The organism is Eubacterium sp. 1001713B170207_170306_E7 (genome assembly GCF_015547515.1).
Classification (GTDB): domain Bacteria; phylum Bacillota; class Clostridia; order Eubacteriales; family Eubacteriaceae; genus Eubacterium.
This window is the reverse complement of sequence record NZ_JADMVE010000004.1, coordinates 39,116-54,186: the sequence shown is the minus strand read 5'-3', so window position 1 is coordinate 54,186 and position 15,071 is coordinate 39,116. Positions and strand designations below refer to the sequence as shown.

Annotated in this window: 13 protein-coding genes and 1 other annotated feature; of the genes, 7 read left to right on the top strand and 6 right to left on the bottom strand. The window is 48.0% G+C overall.

Annotated features, from left to right (window positions below; translation table 11 throughout):
* The first annotated feature begins 121 nt into the window (after positions 1-121).
* Positions 122-916, top strand: a complete 795-nt coding sequence (locus I2B62_RS10790; RefSeq protein ID WP_195269055.1) for a MerR family transcriptional regulator — start codon at positions 122-124, stop codon at positions 914-916.
* A gap of 45 nt (positions 917-961) precedes the next feature.
* On the opposite strand, the gene I2B62_RS10785 is transcribed toward I2B62_RS10790, so the two are convergent.
* Positions 962-1,300, bottom strand: a complete 339-nt coding sequence (locus tag I2B62_RS10785; protein ID WP_195269053.1) for a cupin domain-containing protein — start codon at positions 1,298-1,300, stop codon at positions 962-964.
* Positions 1,301-1,422: 122 nt separating this feature from the next.
* Positions 1,423-1,676 (top strand) — a binding site (T-box leader).
* A 60-nt stretch (positions 1,677-1,736) separates the two neighbouring features.
* Between I2B62_RS10785 and I2B62_RS10780 the strand changes: the two genes are divergently transcribed.
* Positions 1,737-3,116, top strand: a complete 1,380-nt coding sequence (locus I2B62_RS10780) for a TrpB-like pyridoxal phosphate-dependent enzyme (RefSeq protein WP_195269052.1) — start codon at positions 1,737-1,739, stop codon at positions 3,114-3,116.
* A 46-nt stretch (positions 3,117-3,162) separates the two neighbouring features.
* On the opposite strand, the gene I2B62_RS10775 is transcribed toward I2B62_RS10780, so the two are convergent.
* A complete protein-coding gene (locus I2B62_RS10775; RefSeq protein ID WP_195269050.1) occupies positions 3,163-3,834 on the bottom strand; it encodes a TetR/AcrR family transcriptional regulator in 672 nt (223 codons plus the stop codon).
* A 449-nt stretch (positions 3,835-4,283) separates the two neighbouring features.
* On the opposite strand from I2B62_RS10775, the gene I2B62_RS10770 reads away from it, so the two are divergent.
* The 4 genes from I2B62_RS10770 to I2B62_RS10755 all read left to right on the top strand — a co-directional run bounded on the left by I2B62_RS10770 (position 4,284) and on the right by I2B62_RS10755 (position 9,095).
* A complete protein-coding gene (locus I2B62_RS10770; RefSeq protein ID WP_195269049.1) occupies positions 4,284-5,558 on the top strand; it encodes an MFS transporter in 1,275 nt (424 codons plus the stop codon).
* Between the two features lie 33 nt (positions 5,559-5,591).
* Positions 5,592-6,965: a uroporphyrinogen decarboxylase family protein gene (locus I2B62_RS10765; RefSeq protein WP_195269048.1), complete on the top strand. Its 1,374-nt coding sequence runs from the start codon at positions 5,592-5,594 to the stop codon at positions 6,963-6,965.
* A 15-nt stretch (positions 6,966-6,980) separates the two neighbouring features.
* Positions 6,981-7,607: a cobalamin-dependent protein gene (locus I2B62_RS10760; protein ID WP_195269047.1), complete on the top strand. Its 627-nt coding sequence runs from the start codon at positions 6,981-6,983 to the stop codon at positions 7,605-7,607.
* 105 nt (positions 7,608-7,712) lie between these two features.
* Positions 7,713-9,095, top strand: a complete 1,383-nt coding sequence (locus tag I2B62_RS10755) for a DASS family sodium-coupled anion symporter (RefSeq protein ID WP_195269041.1) — start codon at positions 7,713-7,715, stop codon at positions 9,093-9,095.
* Between the two features lie 29 nt (positions 9,096-9,124).
* On the opposite strand, the gene I2B62_RS10750 is transcribed toward I2B62_RS10755, so the two are convergent.
* The 4 genes from I2B62_RS10750 to I2B62_RS10735 all read right to left on the bottom strand — a co-directional run bounded on the left by I2B62_RS10750 (position 9,125) and on the right by I2B62_RS10735 (position 14,044).
* A complete protein-coding gene (locus tag I2B62_RS10750; RefSeq protein WP_195269032.1) occupies positions 9,125-11,632 on the bottom strand; it encodes an ABC transporter permease in 2,508 nt (835 codons plus the stop codon).
* Positions 11,625-12,305: an ABC transporter ATP-binding protein gene (locus I2B62_RS10745; RefSeq protein ID WP_195269031.1), complete on the bottom strand. Its 681-nt coding sequence runs from the start codon at positions 12,303-12,305 to the stop codon at positions 11,625-11,627. Before I2B62_RS10745 ends, I2B62_RS10750 begins: the two co-directional genes overlap by 8 nt.
* Before the next feature lie 118 nt (positions 12,306-12,423).
* Entirely contained in the window at positions 12,424-13,353 is a 930-nt protein-coding gene (locus tag I2B62_RS10740) for a HAMP domain-containing sensor histidine kinase (RefSeq protein WP_195269030.1), read from the bottom strand.
* A 1-nt stretch (position 13,354) separates the two neighbouring features.
* Entirely contained in the window at positions 13,355-14,044 is a 690-nt protein-coding gene (locus tag I2B62_RS10735) for a response regulator transcription factor (RefSeq protein WP_195269029.1), read from the bottom strand.
* A 132-nt stretch (positions 14,045-14,176) separates the two neighbouring features.
* On the opposite strand from I2B62_RS10735, the gene I2B62_RS10730 reads away from it, so the two are divergent.
* On the top strand, positions 14,177-15,061 hold the full coding sequence (locus tag I2B62_RS10730; protein ID WP_195269028.1) for a radical SAM protein: 885 nt from the start codon (positions 14,177-14,179) through the stop codon (positions 15,059-15,061).
* Positions 15,062-15,071 lie beyond the last annotated feature (10 nt).

The following is a 15,071-nucleotide window of genomic DNA, read 5'->3' as shown; positions in this document are numbered from 1 at the left end:
TTATACCCGAAATTGCTTAAGAGTTTGATGATAAAATAAAAAAGGCCTTGACCTTATCACCGTGTCAAGGTATACACTACAGATGAACCGGTTCAGAATATAAATGACACAGGAGGTAAGGATGTTCACCATAGGAGAGTTTTCAAAATTAGGGCGCGTTTCACCGCGCATGCTTCGGTATTATGACGCCATGGGCCTGCTGCGCCCAAGCAGCATCGGGGAAAATGGCTACCGCTACTACGAGGCCGCGCAGCTGGAAACCCTGTCCCAGATTGAGACGTTAAAGAGCTATGGCTTTGCTTTGTCCGAAATCGGCAGTCTGCTTGAGCTGCCGGAGCACGAGCTGGCCGCACGGCTCCACCGCCGGCGTCTGGATGCGTATGATGAAATTTACGCCCTCAGGAAGAAACTCCGCCATATGGAGGACGCCATGATGAAAATGGAAAAAAGTGATTTATTGAAGGACCAGTATCATGTTATTGTAATGGAAACGCCAGCGCAGCGGGTTTATGGTATCCGCCGGAAAATTAATATCAGCGAGACAGGAGACCTGTTTGACGAGCTGTACCGAAAGGTTGACGCGCTGGGGTTGAAGCGCTGCGGCGCGGCCCAGCAGGTTTACCTGGGAGAGGAGTTCAACTACGAAAGCATGGATATCGAGGCTCAGGTCGAGGTAAGCGGAGAGGACCCGGACATCAAGGTCATACCGGCCCGCCTGTGTGTCGCCACCACCCACACCGGCCCCTTTGAGGGCCTGCATAACGCCTACGACGCGATTTGCTCATGGCTGGCGGAGCACCCCGAATATAAGGTGACCGGCCCGTCGGTCGAACGCTATCTGAAGGACGTGGATGCGGTTAAAAGTGAAGAGGAGCTGGAAACCGGCATTTTGTTTCCGGTTGAAAAGGTACAGTAAGCCAAAAGAGATGATGCGGCGTTTTGCCGTATCATCTCTTATACGTTATACCTCTACTTTGTCCGCGTGGTCCATGAAGGGGCTGGTGGTGACCACAAAGCGGACCACCGATCCGGTTTTATTCTCAAGCTGGTGGATCTCGCCGGGCTCCAGATGGATGAAGTCGCCGTGGCGGAAGGTGCGTTCAGTGCCGTCCACCGTCATGGAGACTGTGCCCTCCAGTATATAAAAATTTTCTTCCATGATTTCATGGTAATGGGGCGGCACCACATTGCCGGGAAGCAGCTGAACAATGCCAAAATTCGATTTTGGGCCCATCATCAGGTACTTAGGCCCGTGGTCGCCGTGGCGGTATTCTTTTTCGTTTTCGTGAATGGTGAACATAATCAATTTCCTTTCAGGTGGAATGGTTATATTATAAACCATCAGAGGGCAGAGGGCAAATAAACACAATTTTAGCTTGACAGGCGCTTTGTTTTATTATAGAATAGCACCAATCCAGAATAATCAAAACGACGAACGAGAGAAGTAAGTCATAACGGGTGTATCCAGAGAGCCGCGGCAGGTGGAAAGCGGCAGCACAGGAATGGCTGAATGGACTCGGGAGTGCGGTCCGAAACCAGCCGGGAGTAGGCGCCGACGGGAGCCCCATCCGTTATCAGCGGGGTGCATATGATAGTATGTAAAATGAGTGGATGTGCTGTAAAACAGCGCGTCAATTTGGGTGGTATCGCAGAAGTTACAGGCTTTTGTCCCTTAGCAGGGGGCAAAAGTCTTTTTTGATTATTTGGGCAAATTTATCAGCAGAAGGAGAAAAACAATGGCAAAAATACCCTACCGTTTCTATTTGAGTGAAGAGGACCTGCCGAAACAGTGGTATAATCTGCGGGCAGATATGAAGGAGCAGCCCGATCCCCTGATCAACCCGGGCACCATGCAGCCCGCGGCGGAGTCCGATTTGTATCCCGTTTTTTGTGAAAAGCTGGCGCACCAGGAGATGGACGGAGAAACCCGTTATTTCGACATTCCAGAACCCGTTCAGGAAATGTACCGAATCTACCGGCCGTCGCCGCTGATCCGGGCCTATAACCTGGAAAAGGCACTGGACACCCCGGCGAAGATCTATTACAAATTTGAGGGCAACAACACCTCAGGCAGCCACAAGCTGAACTCCGCCATCGCTCAGGTGTACTACGCCAAGGAGCAGGGCCTCACCAGCCTGACGACAGAGACCGGAGCCGGACAGTGGGGCACGGCGCTCTCAGAGGCAAGCTCCTATTTCGACATCCCCCTGACCGTGTACATGGTGAAGGTCTCCTACGAGCAGAAGCCCTTCAGAAAGGCCGTTATGCAGGTCTTTGACGGAAAGGTGGTGCCAAGCCCCAGCGAGACCACAGACATCGGCCGCAAAATTTTGGCCGAAAATCCAGGAACCTCCGGAAGTCTGGGCTGCGCCATCTCCGAAGCGGTGGAAACCGCGGTCAAAACCGAGGGCTGCCGCTATGTGCTGGGCTCCGTGCTCAATCAGGTGCTGCTGCATCAGTCCGTCATTGGCCTTGAGAGCAAAAAGGCCATGGAAATCTTGGGAGAATACCCTGATGTTGTCATTGGCTGCGCCGGCGGCGGCTCAAATCTCGGCGGCCTGATCGCCCCGTTCATGCAGGACAAGCTTACCGGAAAGGCCGACCCCAGAATCATCGCGGTCGAGCCGGCCTCCTGTCCGTCGCTGACCCGCGGCCGTTACGCCTACGATTTCTGCGATACAGGCAAGATCACACCAATGGCCAAAATGTACACCCTGGGCAGCGGCTTTATCCCTTCCGCCAACCACGCGGGCGGTCTGCGCTACCACGGAATGTCCCCGATCCTGTCCAAGCTGTACCACGACGGGTATATGGAAGCCACCTCTGTGGAGCAGACCCGCGTGTTCGAGGCGGCGGTCTATTTTGCCAAGAAGGAAACCATCCTGCCCGCGCCGGAATCGGCCCACGCGATCCGAGCCGCCATGGACGAAGCCCTGCGCTGTAAGGAAACCGGAGAGGCCAAAACCATCCTCTTTGGCCTGACCGGCACCGGCTATTTTGATATGACCGCGTATTCCGCCTATCTCGAAGGCCGGATGAACGACTATATCCCAACCGATGAGGACCTCCAGAAAGGCTTCGACAGCCTGCCGAAGATCCCTGGGATTCAGGAATAGGGAAAAGAAAAAACTACCGTTATTTCGATACGGTAGTTTTTTTACGTCAAAGTAAGGCATGGATATGTGAAAGGTCATGTTCGTTATTAAATTGTATAGCCAGATCCTGACTGGCGGCAATTTCATTTTCTGGGATATGCAGCAATTTGCCCATATTCGATGTTAAATAGTTTGCGATATTCTCAATAGAAATGTTTCGGAGTTTACCTTCAACATATTTTTTGATTAACCGGTTTCTGCCGCCCACTTCAAAAATAGAGGCCAGTTCCAGCGTATAACCCATTTTTGGAATACGGTAGTCCCGTAGGCACTGGGCTTTCATTCCCTTAAAAAAAAGCGCGAGGGGATCTTCTGTGACGTCTCCTGAATATAATGATTCAGAGATTATAACTTCACAGTAAAACTGAGAAGAATGAGGGTCTTCTAACAAATTTTTGTAGTATGGAATACTGGCGATAAAATGCGTTTGGAAAGCGTTGAGATTGTCTTCTGAGTGGAGATCAATGTAGGTGTTGATGCTTGTAATGTAATGATATAGAATTGTCGATGCGATTGATTCCTTTTTTGAATAATGATAAGTAAGCGTTCCCAGTGCTATTTCTGCTTCATCTGCAATATTTTGCATAAGTGTTTTATTATATCCCTTTGTATAAAATAATTTTTTTGAGCTTTCAATTATCTTTGCTTTGGTGATTTCTCCTTTTTTTTGCCCTGCCATAGTTTTCTCCTAAATTACTATATTTTTCCTATTTGAATTATTATAACAGATAATGGCAAATAAAAAGTACTAAAATAAAAGAAAATAAATAGTAGTATTTTTTATAAATCGTTTTTGCTTATTCATATTTGTAATATAGTGGTATTTATCTAATAAAAATACGGAAAAATAATGTATTAATTTTAAATAATACGATTATTTTTTGAAATATAAAACATTATATACAATTAAAATTAAGATATAAACAAAATATACGATAAATAACAGTAAATACTTGACATTTACGGGAAATAAGACTATACTGTAAAAAAAGAACACGATTACAAAAATATGGAGTAATATCTGTCAAGAAGTATTCATGCGGTACGTGCTGATTGAATAAAAGTTCTGGTAAAGGTAGCTGCTTACCTGAACGCATTTTATGAGGAGGAATAACAGGGGGTAAAAAAATGACAAACCAAGAAATTAATTCAAACGGCCAAAACAAGCAGGAAAAAATTGGTTGGTATAGTTGGGTTGTTGCGTTGCTTTGCCTGTGTACCTATGCTGTTTCATTTATATCCAGAAATATTTGGAGTACTGCCATTCCGGTAGCGGCTCCAGATTTGGGAATATCCATGACTCAGGCAGGAGGTTTAGTAACAGCGTACTATGTTGGCTATGTTGCAATGAATTTTTTCTCAGGATTCTTTGTAGATAAATTTGGACCACGAAAATCCTTAGCGGTGTCTTCGCTACTGACAGCAGTATTTACTTTGGCCATTCCCTTTTCAAGAAGCTACATTATTTTATTTACATTAAGGGTATTAGCAGGAATGGCAAGCGGACCGTTGTTCTCAGGATGCGCAAAAATGAATTTAGGCTGGTTTGATGACAAACGGAGAGCGACGGCGATGGGGTTCATTATGACAGGCCCCGCGCTGGGGAATGTGATTGCATCCGGTGTGTTTCCAAATGTTATAACTGGCCAGGGCTGGCAGATGGCCTTTACTTACGGTGGCATTATTGCTTTGGTCATCGCTGTTCTGTTCTTTATCTTTGCAAAAGAAAGAGGCGTAGCAAAAGCATCGGGAGCGGGCAAACAGAAAACAGCCGAGGAAAAACAGAAAGACCGCCAAGGAGCTGTTCGGATTTTAACGACACGGACGCTGATTTTAGCCACACTTGCCCAGTTTTTAGCCATTGGTGCCAATAATGGCTTTACGACGTGGATAATGAAGTTCTTTGTCGATACACAGGGTTTTACACTGGCAGCTGCGGGTGGCATTTTTGCGGCATCTTCAGCAATGAAACTGTTTAGTGGAACACTTTCTGGTGTTGCGTCAGATTTATTAAAATCACGTAAAAAAGTAGCGATTCTTTGTGGGGTTATCACTTGTATTACGGTTGTCTGTCTGACCCAATTCAAAGATACAGCCATTCTCTGGGTTATTATGCTGCTTTATGGACTGTTCTCATCTGGTTTGGGGAATCCTGTAAATACAATGGCGACCGAGACAGCAAAGGGTCCCTTTGCAGGAACTGTAATGGGGATTTATAATGCTCTATGCCAATTGGGATCTGTCTTATTTCCGGCTTTACTCGGCTTAATTCTTGATATTGCAGGTGGTAGCTTTTTCGCGGTGTTAATGGTTATTGCGGGATCATATTTTGTCGCTGCGGTTTCAGCTGCTTGTATGAAAGAAACCTATGGAAAGACAAGTGAAGAAATTCAGAAAAAATAAAAATGTCTATTTAAGATTAAGGAGGAAAATTTCATGTTTAAGTCAAAAGAAGTAGAGGCTGCCTATAACAGAAGACTGGGGAGATACATGGCGGCAATCCGTATGCAGCCGGTTGACCGAGTGCCACTGGCTTTTAACACCTGCTATTATGCTGAAAAAAACTCAGGCTATAATTTTCAGGAAATACTGTATGATCCGGAGAAGTGGGCAGATTGTGAATTTAAGTTTGCTGAAAAATATCCTGAAATTGATACTTTCAGAAGCAATATTGCCTATGCACCAACCTGGGATGTTTTAGATTACCAGTTATACCGCGTACCGGGAAGAGAAATCGATCCGAATTCCTTACAACAGTTTGTGGAATCCGACTGGATGAAGGAGGATGAGTATGAACAGTTCATTGAGGATCCAATTAAATATAAAATGGAGATCTACTTTCCCAGAATTTTTGGAGAGTTTAAAGAAAAAGGATCGATCCGTTCCTATATGGCCTTTCTAAAATCTGGGTTTTTACAGGGAATTACAGGAGCTATCAATAAAGACCGGGCAGCGAAATTGAAATATGAATATGGTTTTCCTGGGACAACTCAAAGCCAACTAACAGCGCCTTTCGACATGCTTTCAGACAATTATCGCGGTCTTCGCGGAATTATGCGGGATATGTTTAAAAAGCAGGATGAGATTGTAGCCGCGTGTGAAAAATTAATGGAAATCAATTTGAATAATTGTGCCGCTCTGGTTGACCCGAAAAAACAGATGCCGATTTTTATCGCAACACATAAGCCATGCTTTATGTCACCGAAGCAATTTGATAAATTTTACTGGCCTACCTTCTATAAAGGTATTATGACCATGATTGATGCTGGATATACTTTTAGGATATTCCTTGAAGGTAACTGGGAACCGCATTGGGATCATCTAGCGGATTTTCCAAAAGGGACAATCTTATTTGACGTTGATAATGAGGCGGATATTTTTAAGGCCAAAGAGGCTTTTGGCTATAAGAACTGTATCTCTGGAGGAATACCAACCGATATGATGATTTTAGGAACGCCAGATGATATCAAAGAAAGGGTTAAGCTGCTCTGTGAAACCATTGGAAAAGATGGCGGATGGATACCACAGGGGGGTGGGCATATTCCAGAAGATTGCAAACCTGAAAATTTCCAGGCGCTTATTGATGCGGTAAATGAGTATGGGCGCTATAGTGATGGACCAGCTCCAATGCCGGAAGAGGCCTATCAACAGGACAAAAAACTCACGATTCCTCCGATTAAAAATGTCGTTACGCCTTGGAAAGAGTACAGAGATGAACACGGATGGAATATAACCGGTGATGAAGCATTGATAGAAAATAATTGGAATAAGTTAGAACGTATGGCCTATTCCTGGATTATTAGATTATAAGGAGGATAAATAATTATGAGCAAATTAGCAGAAGCAATCAGAGATCTTGAAGACGAATTAGCATTGCAGATTGTCGATGAGGAAATTGCAGAAGGTAAATTGCCATTAGATATTGTGGCTGAAGCCAATGAAGGGCTTGTAATGGTGGGAGATCTTTTTGGAGAAGAGACTTACTATCTTGGCGAGCTGATGTTCTCTGTGGAAATAATGGAATCAATCATGAATAAGCTAACCCCCTTATTAGAGGCCTCAGGAAAAGGTCAGAGCAATAAAGGAAAAGTAGTAATAGGAACTGTTCACGGCGATATTCATGATGTTGGAAAAAACATTGTCATTAGCCTGTTGAGAAGCTCTGGATTTGAAGTTATTGATCTGGGAATTGATGTGTCCATCGATGATTTTGTGGATGCAGTAAAGGATACAGAGACAAAAGTATTGGGCTTAAGTGCGCTGCTTAACACGACTTATCCCGAAATGAAGAATGTTATTGATGCACTAAAAGAAGCTGGCGTGAGAGATCGCGTCAAAGTGATTATTGGGGGAACAATCTGTACGGAAACCGTCAGGGAATTTACTGGTGCGGATGCGTTCGCAACACAGGCAATGGCCGGAGTTGAATTTTGCAATGAAGTTTATAGTTGAATGAATAATGGCAATCCCTTCTAAATAATTTTCAGAGGCTTCAGCGGTTTTGGGTATCGTCTGAAGCCTTTTTTATTTAAAATTTTGAAATTATGGAGAATAGACATGCGAAAAAGAGTAATAGGATTAATTCTCTGTTTGGCTGTGTTCATATTATACCCTTTAGTGCCAATTCCAGAGGGTCTGGGAGTGCTGGGCGTTAAAACTTTAGTTTTATTGATCGTGGCAGTGCTACTCTGGATTACAGAGGTTATTCCGCTTGGAATAAGCAGCATTTTTTTACTGGTACTGCCCTTCTTGATGGGGATTTCTTCACTAAAAGAGACGTTAACTGCGTTTCCAAATCCGACGGTTTTCTTTGTGCTGGCAACTTTCGGCATTTCTGCCGCCATCTCAAAGGTACCAACAACAAAAAGAATTTTACTTTTTTTATTAAAAAAGATGGGAGGCAATATAAATCTGTTTATTCTGGCAATTATGCTGGCTACTGCATTGGTTTCCTCAATTATGTCGAATATCCCAGCTACAGTAATGTTCATGACAATAGCACTTAATTTTTTAGAACTGTACAATACAGCAGAAGAAAAAAAACATACAGGCCGGGCAATTATGATAGCCTTGCCAATCGCTGGGATGATTGGCGGCGTGATTACACCCGCTGGGAGTTCAAATAATATTTTGGCATTAGAGCTTTTAAATGAGTATTCTGATATTACCATTCGCTTTGTTGACTGGATATTTATTTGTTTGCCGATTGCTCTGCTTATGCTGCCCATAGCATGGGTTTTGATCATTAAAGTGTTTAAACCTGCATCTATTGAAAAAATAAAAATCGAAAATTTTATTCTTGAGCTTCAACAGGTTGAGAAACCAGCTTTGAAAGAAAAGATGGTCGTTGTGCTTGTTTTTACAATGGTGGTTTTATGGATACTCAGCTCTTGGTTTACAGGTTTAAATGTAACTGTTATTGCGATTTGCGGGTTAGCTGTAATGTTTTTGCCGGGAATAGATATTCTGAATTGGAGAGACTTTAAAGACGAGGTTAGCTGGGATGTGATTCTGATGGTTGGCTGTGTACTGTGTATTGGCAATTTGATTTTGAAGAATGGTGTCGCAGCATGGTTTGCAGAAATAATGTTCCAAATTGAATCAGATACGAGCATCTTTATTTTAATTTTGCAGCTCGCAGCGTTTATGTATGTTATGCAGCTTATTCTGCCCAACGCGCCAGCAGTTATTACCTCAACAACGCTTCCAGTTACAATTGTAGCAGCAGAGCTGGGTATAAATGCAGCTGTACTTGTTATACCCTTGTGCATCTTTTCAAGCTGGACAATGATTTTACCCCTGTCAGCAGTTCCGATGATGACCTTCTCCAAAGGCTATTATGCGATGTCTGATATTGGAAAAGTGGGAATTCCGATACTTATTGTACTCGCGTTCGTTTTGACCCTGTGGATTCCTTTTATTTGTAAAGTCATACTATAAAAAAGATGCCCGGCGCTAGCCGGTGCATCTTATTCAGCCTCACGCAGCCGCTCGACAACACTTTGCTTCACCGTGCCTCGGTAGGAAATAACCGGAACCAGCGCGGACAGGATCAAAAGGATGGGATAGGTGATGAGCAGCGGCGTAATGATAAAGTGGTAGGAGAAAAACCACAGCGACGCGGTAACCCCCCGGAGGATAACGGCAGAGAACAGGACGCCAAGGATCAGGGAGAACAGCATGGTGCCCAGGGCGTAGTACAGTCCTTCCAGGCAGAGCATTTTGGTCAGCTGCTTTCCGGTCATGCCAATGCTCTGGAGCATGGCGAACTCGCGCCGTCTGGTGATGATGCTGGTCAGAATGGAATTGACAAAGTTCAGAACGCCAATGAGGCCGATGATCACAGTCAGGATACCGCCGACGATCAGAACGATCTGACGCAGACTTTCAAATTCGTTGATAATGAGCTCACGGGATTCGTAGTCCATGGTGGGCTCTTCCGTTTCAGTATAACGCTTCAGAAAGGTCTCCATCGCGCCCTCCTGGCTGTCCGACACATCAAAGGTATACTCCATCAGAGGCTGGTCTGGGTCAAGGCCTGCGTACACCTCGGACGGCAGATAAAAGCTGTAGCCCCAGCTGCTCCGGTCCGATGCCACGCTCAGGTTAACTTTGGCTTTTGCCAGCACCTCATAGTTATGCGAAACACCGTTTTTATCGTACAGGGTAACGGACTGGCCAAGGCTGAAGGGCGCAGTATCAGGATAGGGAACGCCGTAATCGTCGCATTCGTAGGCAGCGATGATATAGCCGCCGGAGGCGAGCTTCTGAGCGTCGGCGGTTCCCTCCACCAGGGTGAGCTTGTCCATCACAAAAGTATCCAGGCCGTAGACGGAGGCAAAGACCTGTTCACCGTTCTGGCTGTACAGCGTCTGCCCGGACGGGGCGTCCATTTTAATGTTCTGGCTTTTTCCACCCAGCACACGGCCGCCTCCTTCAAAGCCGGGCTGAGCCTCCACCGACTGGATAAAGCTTTCGGACAGCGCGTTCTCGGGCCCGGTAAAGTCATAATTAAAGTAATCGGCATGGGCGATGACAAAATCTGTGTTGGCCCAGCGACTCACGTATTTTTCCATATCCAGGCCCCGGGACAGGGTGAATACCGTGTTCAGCAGGACGAGGCTCAGCGACAGGGAGAGGATCACCAGGAGTGTTCTGCCGCGGCTGCGGCCAAGGTTGGAGAGCGCCATGCGGTAAAGCTTGCCGCCGTCTGTTGATTTTTTCTGTTTTTTACGTTCCTGGCCGCCCTCGGTGTAGCGCACCGCCTCGATGGGCGACACACTGGCGGCAACGCGTCCCGGCTTGCGCGTGCTGATAAAGACCGTCACAATGGCGAAAAGGGCCGCTCCCATAAAAATCAGCGGGTTCAGCGACACGTACACACCGTTGTCAGCGCTGTAATTCGTGGCCGATAAGAGAACCGGCGTCAGCGATTTTCCGGTTAAAAAGCCGATGACCAGCCCAATGGGAATACCGACGGCTGAGAGCATTACGGCCTGGCGGTTGAGAATATGCCGGATTTGCCGTCCGGTGGTGCCAATGGTTTTTAAAAGACCGTAAAAGCGGATGTCCCGGATCACAGATATCTGAAAAATATTGTAAATAATCAGATATCCGGTGAAAACAATGAGAATCACGGCAGCCGCAGCGGCCAGAATAGTGGATGGGCTCAGAGAGAAATTTGAGGACAGGTACGCCCAGTTTACGTTTGAGGCAATGTAGTCAGGCGCGTGAGTGTCTGTGTCGTTAAAGCCGCTCTCCGTGATGACCTGGTGCAGCTTGCCATCGAGATTGAAGCTGTTGTTAAACAGGATATAGGCGTTGACCACACCGGCCATCTGTCCAGAGGAGGGATCGGCCTGGTTGAGCGCTTCGGCGTTTTCAGAGACAAAAGCCGGCGAGACATAAATCTGCCCGACATTGAAAACCGGATCGCTTTCCCAGCAGCCAGAGAGGGTAAAGTCCCGGGTAAAGACCTGGCCGCCTATGGTGTAAGTCAGGGGCACGGTCGTGCCAACCGTGTGGGGCAGGCCCAGCATGTCGAGGGTTTTGGTGTCGGCTATGATCTCGTTGGCGGATTTGGGCTTGTGCCCGTCGGTCAGGTGGATATTGGCGAATTCCAGACCTGTGTCGTCCTTATACCACAGCTCGGTGCGCCGCTTCAGCAGCTCGGGGTTGTCCACTGAATCGGCCATCAGGCGGTCATAGCTGATGGCCTTTATCAGAGGGTGGTTTTTGATTTTATCGAACTGTGCGTCGCTCAGGTATTTTAAAACCGCATGGCCGTCGCCGCCGGCCTGGCGGATAGTCTGCTGCTGGAAGGTTTCCACCACGCCGGTCCCCATGGTAAAAAGCGTGGTGAACAAAATGGTGGTCAGGGAGATGGCCACGATGGCGATAAGGTTGCGCAGCCTATTGGCCTTAAAGCTCTTAAGGGCAATCCGGTTGATGGCTTTTTTATTCTTAACTTTAAGCATGGCGGCCACCACCTGTGATCTGTCCATCCTCAATATGAATGATCCGGTCCGACATCTGGGCAATTTCCTCGTTGTGCGTAATCATGACAATGGTTTGATGGAAGTGCTCGCTGGTGATTTTTAAAAGCCCCAGAACGTCCAGACTAGTTTTGGAATCCAGATTACCGGTGGGTTCGTCGGCCAGGATAATGGCCGGCTTTGAGGCGAGCGCCCGGGCGATGGCCACGCGCTGCTGCTGCCCGCCGGACAGCTGGCTGGGCAGGCTGTACAGCTTACTTTTAAGCCCGAGAATCTCAATGATTTTGTTTACGTATTTTTTATCAACAGTATTGCCGTCCAGCTCGATGGGCAGCACGATGTTTTCATAAACGTTGAGAACCGGAACCAGGTTGTAATTCTGGAACACAAATCCGATTTTGCGGCGTCTGAAAATGGTCAGGGCGTCGTCCTTTAAGTCAAAGATGTTTTTGCCGTCCACCATGACAGCACCGGAGCTGGGGCGGTCCAGGCCGCCGAGCATATGTAAAAGGGTGGACTTTCCACTGCCCGAGGTTCCCACAATGGCCGAGAAGGAGCCCTCCTCGATCTCAAGGGATACGCCGTCAAGGGCCTTAACTGTGGTTTCTCCTGTACCGTAGTATTTCTTCAGATGTTTTGTCTGTAAAATGATCATGATGACCTCCGTAATCGTGTTTGTATTTGGTAAGAATGCCATAAACAAACTATAACAAAAACTTCTTTCCAGCTTCTTTCCAGAATCTTACAGTTATGACAGATTTCATTTAAAAAGGTCAGACACGGTTTTCAGCGTTGAAGCTGCGGGGCAGAAAAACAGAGAAACAGGAGCCCTTGCCCGGTTCCGAGAAAACCCGGATATAGCCGCCCTGCAGGGCAATGATCTCCCGGGTCAGGTAGAGCCCAATGCCGACGCCCTCCTCCTGGCTGACAGCGGCGCTGCGGTAAAAGCGGCTGAAAATTTTGGGGATTTCCTCCTCCGAAATGCCAAGGCCGGTATCGGAGACATCAATCCGGCAGAATAACTCGTAGGCCTGGGCACTGACCCGGACCTTGCCGCCCGCCGGGGTGTATTTGAGCGCGTTGTCCAGAATATTATAAAGAGCCTCGGCCGTCCATTTAGGATCAAAACAGGCGGTCAGGCCCTGTGGAATTTCCAGGGTGAGAGCGACAGAGCGGTTCTGGCCCTTCTGAAAAAGCCCGCACGCGGCGCTTTCCACCAGCCTACCAATTTCTGCGGTCTGGGGTGAAACCTGGACAATGCCGTTTTCAAGCCTTGAGGCCTTGATCAGCGACTGGATCAGAAAATCAAGCTTCGCGCTCTGCCGGGTGATTTCCGCTGCCAGCGGACGGGAGGCCTCCGAAAGGTCGGTCTGCTCCTCCAGCAGGTCTGCGTAAAGCCTCAGGTTGGCAATGGGCGTTTTGGTCTGGTGGGAGATATCGCCGATCAGAGTCTGGATATGATCCCGCTCAGAGGCGGTACGGCTGCTGCGCGCGTGGCAGGCGCACAGGAAATGATGGAGCTTGGTCTCAAGGGCCGAAAGGCGGCTTTCATCAAAGGTATTTTCTTCAAAGGTGCCCTCGAGGGCCTGGTCCAGCATTTGCTCGAGGCGGGTAAGCGTCCGCTTCAGGCGCAGCTGGCAAATGATAAAAAACAAGCCGAGCAGACTCGCGGTTATGGAGAGACAGAGTGCGGCGGCGTTCATTTCACTTCACCGCCCAGGTGTAGCCGAGACCATAAACCGTCTGAATATACACGGGCTTTGAGGCGTTGTCTTCAAGTTTGCCCCGGAGGCGGCGTATGGTGACGGAAAGGGCGTTTTCGTCCACAAAGTCCATACTGTCACCCCAGACCTTTTCCAGCAGAAGCTCCCTGGGCACAGTGGCGCCGCGGTTGCTTATGAGCAGCCTCAGCAGCTTTTGTTCTGTTTTGCTCAGGGTGATCTCAGCGTCGTCTTTCAAAAAGACCATTTGGTCAAAATCAAAGGTAAAGGCGTCAATTTTCACACAGTCCAGGCCGGCGTTCTGGCTGCGGCGCAGCAGCGCGGCGATACGGGCCCGCAGAACCGCCAGGCTAAAGGGCTTTGTAATATAGTCGTCTCCGCCGCTTTCCAGACCGACCACCTCGTCCATCTCCATATCGTTGGCAGTCAGAAAAATAATGGGAACCGCGGAGTGGCGGCGTATCTCCCGGCACAGCTCCAGCCCGCTGCCGTCAGGCAGGTTCACATCCAGGACGATCAGGTCAAAGGTATGATTCAAAAGCTGCGCTCTGGCCTCCATAAGGGAAAAAACCGGCAGCATCATATAGGAATCGTTTTTTAAGGACAGCACAAGCCCCTGGTTCAGAGCGCGGTCATCCTCGACGATGAGTATTCTTGATGGTTTATCAGTCATAGGTACCTCCTTGTACGCAGTTCAGTATAACCAGAAAAGCCATAAAATGCAAGAAGCAGCGCTGTTTTCAAAATATGACACCACTTGTCAGGTTATCTCTGATATAATAAAAGCAGAAAAAAGGAGACCGTAATGAAGACAATACCGGCTAAGACACTGGTCACCAGGAATAAGAGCACCGCCTGGTTCGGAACAGAGTACAGCATGAATATTTACAGAGGGTGCTGTCATGGCTGCATCTACTGCGACAGCCGAAGCGCATGCTACCAGAATACCGAATTCGACACGGTGAAGAAAAAACAGGATGCCCTGAGGCTCATCGCCCGGGACCTCAAAAGTAAAAAGCAGAAGGGCGTGGTGGGCACCGGGGCCATGAGCGACCCTTACAACCCCTTTGAAAAAGGCGAATACCTGACACAGGAGGCCCTTAAGCTTATCGACCATTACGGCTTTGGGGTGGCCATCGCGACCAAGGGAAGCCTGATCACGCGCGACATCGGGCTGCTGTCCCGCATTCAGGTGCATTCCCCGGTGATCTGCAAGGTGACAATCACTGCGGCAGACGACGCGCTGAGCCGTATTGTCGAGCCTGGCGCCCCGTCAAGCAGCGAGCGGTTCGAGGTGGTTAAGGCCCTCTCGGACGCGGGTATCTACACTGGTATTCTGCTGATGCCGGTTCTGCCCTTCATCGGGGACAGCGTGGAGAATATCCGCTCGATTGTGGAGCAGGGAGCTGCCAGCGGCGCGCGGTTTATCTATCCCAGCTTTGGCGTGACCCTGAGGGATATTCAGAGGGACTACTATTTTAGCCAGCTGGACCGGCATTTTCCAGGACTCCGTCAAAAATACATGCGGCAGTACGGCAACGCATACGGCTGTGGAGCGCCGGAGGCCCGCGCGCTGTACGCGGTTTTTAAAGAAGCCTGCGCAAAGGCCGGCCTGCGCTGTAAAATGCAGGAGATTGTCGAAGCCTACAAAGGAAAATACCACGGTGAGCAGCTGTCTTTTCTGAGATGATGCGGCGTTA

Coding starts and splice junctions, on each gene's coding strand:
- I2B62_RS10780 (WP_195269052.1), top strand. CDS start 1,737: ATGGCAAAAATACCCTACCGTTTCTATTTGAGTGAAGAGGACCTGCCG.
- I2B62_RS10760 (WP_195269047.1), top strand. CDS start 6,981: ATGAGCAAATTAGCAGAAGCAATCAGAGATCTTGAAGACGAATTAGCA.
- I2B62_RS10745 (WP_195269031.1), bottom strand. CDS start 12,305: ATGATCATTTTACAGACAAAACATCTGAAGAAATACTACGGTACAGGA.
- I2B62_RS10790 (WP_195269055.1), top strand. CDS start 122: ATGTTCACCATAGGAGAGTTTTCAAAATTAGGGCGCGTTTCACCGCGC.
- I2B62_RS10740 (WP_195269030.1), bottom strand. CDS start 13,353: ATGAACGCCGCCGCACTCTGTCTCTCCATAACCGCGAGTCTGCTCGGC.
- I2B62_RS10750 (WP_195269032.1), bottom strand. CDS start 11,632: ATGCTTAAAGTTAAGAATAAAAAAGCCATCAACCGGATTGCCCTTAAG.
- I2B62_RS10770 (WP_195269049.1), top strand. CDS start 4,284: ATGACAAACCAAGAAATTAATTCAAACGGCCAAAACAAGCAGGAAAAA.
- I2B62_RS10755 (WP_195269041.1), top strand. CDS start 7,713: ATGCGAAAAAGAGTAATAGGATTAATTCTCTGTTTGGCTGTGTTCATA.
- I2B62_RS10775 (WP_195269050.1), bottom strand. CDS start 3,834: ATGGCAGGGCAAAAAAAAGGAGAAATCACCAAAGCAAAGATAATTGAA.
- I2B62_RS10765 (WP_195269048.1), top strand. CDS start 5,592: ATGTTTAAGTCAAAAGAAGTAGAGGCTGCCTATAACAGAAGACTGGGG.
- I2B62_RS10785 (WP_195269053.1), bottom strand. CDS start 1,300: ATGTTCACCATTCACGAAAACGAAAAAGAATACCGCCACGGCGACCAC.
- I2B62_RS10735 (WP_195269029.1), bottom strand. CDS start 14,044: ATGACTGATAAACCATCAAGAATACTCATCGTCGAGGATGACCGCGCT.
- I2B62_RS10730 (WP_195269028.1), top strand. CDS start 14,177: ATGAAGACAATACCGGCTAAGACACTGGTCACCAGGAATAAGAGCACC.